The 4,384-nt window shown below is 42.1% G+C and carries 2 protein-coding genes; both read right to left on the bottom strand.

Features of this window, described 5'->3' with window-relative positions; genetic code table 11:
* Positions 1–304: 304 nt before the first annotated feature.
* Positions 305–2,143, bottom strand: a complete 1,839-nt coding sequence (glmS, locus tag RCH61_RS09675; protein WP_306480593.1) for a glutamine--fructose-6-phosphate transaminase (isomerizing) — start codon at positions 2,141–2,143, stop codon at positions 305–307.
* A gap of 301 nt (positions 2,144–2,444) precedes the next feature.
* A complete protein-coding gene (locus RCH61_RS09670) occupies positions 2,445–4,085 on the bottom strand; it encodes a Na/Pi cotransporter family protein (protein ID WP_306480592.1) in 1,641 nt (546 codons plus the stop codon).
* Positions 4,086–4,384: the final 299 nt, after the last annotated feature.

The raw sequence follows: 4,384 nt of genomic DNA, 5'->3' as shown, positions 1-4,384 counted from the left end.
GTCTGTCTGTCTGTCTGTCTGTCTGTCTGTCTGTCTGTCTGTCTGTCTGTCAAAAGTATGTGCTTTAAATTCATATTTGTCAAGTCCACACGCCCCCTGTAATTGTAAACAAACTGCTGTTTCGCTATACGGCTTTTATAATAGTCTATAACAGGTACATTGTCAATTCTTCAAAATGTATATTTTTAAATACAAACTGTATATATTTTCTATTGTATATCACAAAAAATCGTATTAAAAATAGAAACTATTGTCAGAAATGGAAACTCTTTCTAACAGGAGTTTCTATTTTTATTGTTTCTTATTATTCCACTGTGACAGATTTTGCCAGATTACGCGGCTTATCTACGTCCAATCCTTTCGCTACGCTGACATAATACCCCATAAGCTGAAGCGGTACGATTGCGAGACTTGTCGCAAAATAAGTTTCCGTCTTCGGTACATAAACAGAGAAATCCGCCGTATCTTCGATGCTGTAGTTCCCATAAGTTGTCAATCCCATCAAATACGCTCCCCTGCTCTTTACTTCGACCATATTGCTCAATGTCTTTTCAAACAGATCATTCTGCGTCAACACACCTACTACCAAAATACCTTCTTCAATCAGACTGATCGTTCCGTGTTTCAATTCCCCTGCGGCGTAAGCTTCCGAATGAATATAGCTGATCTCTTTCATCTTAAGACTGCCTTCCAGACTGATCGCGTAATCAATACCGCGCCCGATGAAAAACACATCTTTTGCATTGGCGTATTTGCTTGCAAACCATTGAATTCTTTCTTTGTCATCAAGTGTTTTTTGAATTTTTTCAGGGAGGCTTTCCATTTCTTTGATCAATGCGCCATATCGCTTCTCATCAATTCTGCCTTTTACTTTTGCAGTCTGCACCGCAAGAAGATACATTGCGATCAGCTGTGTACTGTATGCTTTTGTCGTGGCGACAGAGATCTCCGGTCCTGCATAAGTATACAACACATGATCGCTTTCTCTCGCAATACTTGAACCGACCACATTCACAATCCCCATAACCGGAATCCCTTTTTCCTTTGCAAGCCGAAGCGCCGCAAGGCTGTCTGCCGTCTCCCCTGACTGAGATACAATAACAACGATAGAATTCGGTACAAGGATCGGATTCCTATAGCGGAATTCGGACGCAAGATCTACTTCCACCGGAATCCCCGCCAGATCTTCCAGTACATACTTCCCGACAACTCCGACATGATATGCCGATCCGCATGCCACAATATAAATCCGTTCAAGATTCTTCAATTCTTCATCTGTCAGACCTGCTTCTGAAAAATCAACCGTCCCTTCTTTTACATAAGCGCCGAGAGTATCTTGAACTGCTTTTGGCTGTTCATGGATCTCTTTTAACATAAAATGCTCATATCCACCTTTTTCAGCCGATTCGGCATCCCATTTGATCTCAACCATTTCTTTTTGGATCTCTTCTCGATCAATATTATAAAAATGCACTTCATCCGAAGTCATTTCCGCCACTTCGAGATTGCCGATATAGTATACGTTTCTTGTGCGATCCAAAATCGCCGGAACGTCTGACGCGATCAGACAGCCTTTCTTACTCTTTCCTATGATCAGCGGACTGTCTTTTCTTGCTGCGAACAACTTTCCCGGATAATCACGGAACATTACGCCAAAGGCATAGGAACCCCTCATACGCAGCATCGCTCTTGTAAGCGCTTCAAGAGGCGTTCCTGTTTTTTTATAATAATAATCCACAAGTTTTACCGCAATCTCCGTATCTGTCTGCGAATAAAATGTATATCCTGCTTTTAGAAGTTTCCCTTTTAATTCCTGATAATTTTCGATAATACCGTTATGCACAAGAACAACGGATTTATCATCCGTACAGTGAGGATGTGCATTGTTCTCGGACGGCTCGCCATGGGTTGCCCAACGTGTATGTCCGATTCCGCATGTACCGCGCACACTTTTGCCGTTGTCCGTCTTCTCTGCAAGGATCTTCAGCCGTCCTTTTGCCTTGACCACCGCGATCTTATCGGTCTTCTCGTTTCTCACTGCGATCCCGGCGGAGTCATATCCTCTGTATTCCAATTTCGAAAGTCCTTCCAGCAAGATCGGCGCTGCCGGCTGTTCTCCGATGAATCCTACAATTCCACACATTGTTTCACATCCTCCTTTGATGACTGCGTAGCTTTTAAGTCTATACACAAAAAATTTGTGGATTATAGTAACACCGTTCCACATAAAATGTCAAGTAATTAAATGCGATTTTTTTATTTTATTTGCTCATTTTTTTATCTTTTTTGTTATTTAAGGGAGTATTCCCTTCTTTTTCCATATCGTTTTTACCTTCTCATTTTTCATATTTTCCTCAAAAAACAATCCGGCTGTACGGCAGTTTTTATCACTGCCATACAGCCGGACAAGAAAGAGAAGTAACGAAATGATTCTGTATTCTGTTTTATTTTGCTGCCGCCAGCACCTCTTCTGCAATATTTCTTGAATGATCGGAAATTCTTTCCAGTCCGACAAGCGCATCCAAAAATACAATTCCAGCTTCTGTATTGCACTGTTTATTTGCAAGGCGCTGCATATGATCTGCTCTCAGACGGATCTCCAGTTCGTCTGCCCGTCTTTCTTTCTCAATAACCTGCATTGCTTTCTCTGTGCTGTTCTCCTCAAACGCCTGTACTGCGTAAGAGAAACTATCAGCGCACACTTCCAGCATTTCTTTCATTTCCGCAGAACCGATACCCGAAAACTGCTTCTTCTGATTCTCAAGACTTTCTGCATACTCTGAAATATTTTCACAATAATCACTGATCCGCTCAATGTCTGAAACAATCTGAAGAAGACTTGCCACATGCTGATGTTCTTTTTCATTGATCGCCAGTGAGCTGATGCGGATAAGATAATCGGTAATTCCTTTGCAAAGTCGGTCCGCAATACTCTCTTCTTCCCGGATCTCATTGATCGTTTCCTGATCTTGAGTAAACAGAACCTGACGAGTCTTATCCATCGTTCCTTTTACAACATTTCCCATCCGGCACACCTCGCTTACTACTGACTGCAAAGCAATACTCGGAGTTTCCAACATCCTTTCATCAAGAAGGACACCGCTTTCATCCACTGCCTCATCTTCCTCTTTCTGAATCTTTCTTGCAAGCTTAATGATCCAGTCAGACACAGGGAAGAGCAGCAATGTCGTTCCGACATTAAAGATTGTATGAACCGTACTGATCTCTGTCTGCGTGATCATGCCCGCACCCATTCCCGGGTTCATCACTTTGAAGAAGAAAATGGCCGCAATACTGAATATAATCGTTCCGATAATATTAAACAGAAGATGCATGATCGCTGCTGTCTTCGCCGTTTTCTTCGCTCCGATGCTTGACATGATCGCCGTCACACATGTTCCGATATTCTGTCCCATGATAATATATACCGCCGCGTTAAACGGTACCAGTCCTGCCGCAGCAAGACTTTGCAAAATACCTACAGATGCGGAAGAACTTTGAATAATTGCCGTTACCAGCGCACCTGCTAAGATTCCAAGAATCGGATTATGTCCAAGCTTCACAAAAATACTGCAGAACGCTTCGGATTCCTGAAGCGGAGCTACCGCAGAGGACATCGTTGTAATTCCGACAAAAAGAATACCGAACCCTACAATAATACTTGAAATATCTTTTGAGGAACGTCTCTTCCCGGTGAGCATAATGATCACACCGATAATGATCGCGATCGGAGCTAGATTTGCCGGACTTAAAAACTTTGCCCATTCCACACTGGAAACAAGCCAGCCTGTTACTGTTGTCCCGATATTCGCTCCCATGATAACGCCCATTGCCTGAGAAAGATTCATAATTCCCGCATTCACAAATCCGACAACCATAACTGTAGTCGCCGATGAACTTTGAATCACCGCCGTAATAAACGCACCGAGCAGCACTCCGAAAAGTTTATTTTTTGTCAGCGCTTCCAATAACGTCTTCATCCTGCTGCCTGCAGCATTCTCCAGACCTTGTGCCATAATCTGCATTCCGTAGATAAACATTCCCAGTCCGCCTACAAACGGGATGATAATAGATGCATAATTCATAATTTTGCTCTTTCCTCCGTAATTATAAGAGTTTTCTCATTCACTTTTTTCACATAATTTATGCAGCACCGCAAAACATGCAGCCCTGCATATTTACGATACCATTATCAGCGTCAAAAAACAACAATATCTTTGCATTTTCTTAACACAATTTTCACATTGTTTTTCTCATTTTGAAAATTAATACTTTTTAAAATGTAAAAAAATGTCATTGTCAGAAATTCATAGCTGTGTTATGATAACCCCACTCACAGAAATTCTTTCTGTGAAAGACGCCGGCAGTTTCGTCGGTCTGAGGA

Origin of the sequence: Mediterraneibacter sp., from assembly GCF_030825015.1 — a bacterium.
Classification (GTDB): domain Bacteria; phylum Bacillota; class Clostridia; order Lachnospirales; family Lachnospiraceae; genus Mediterraneibacter.
The sequence above is the reverse complement of the archived record's forward strand: the minus strand, read 5'-3'. Positions and strand labels throughout refer to the sequence as shown.

Bases quoted from the DNA above. Each gene is read 5' to 3' on its own strand.
- RCH61_RS09670 (WP_306480592.1), bottom strand. From the start codon at position 4,085: ATGAATTATGCATCTATTATCATCCCGTTTGTAGGCGGACTGGGAATG.
- glmS (WP_306480593.1), bottom strand. From the start codon at position 2,143: ATGTGTGGAATTGTAGGATTCATCGGAGAACAGCCGGCAGCGCCGATC.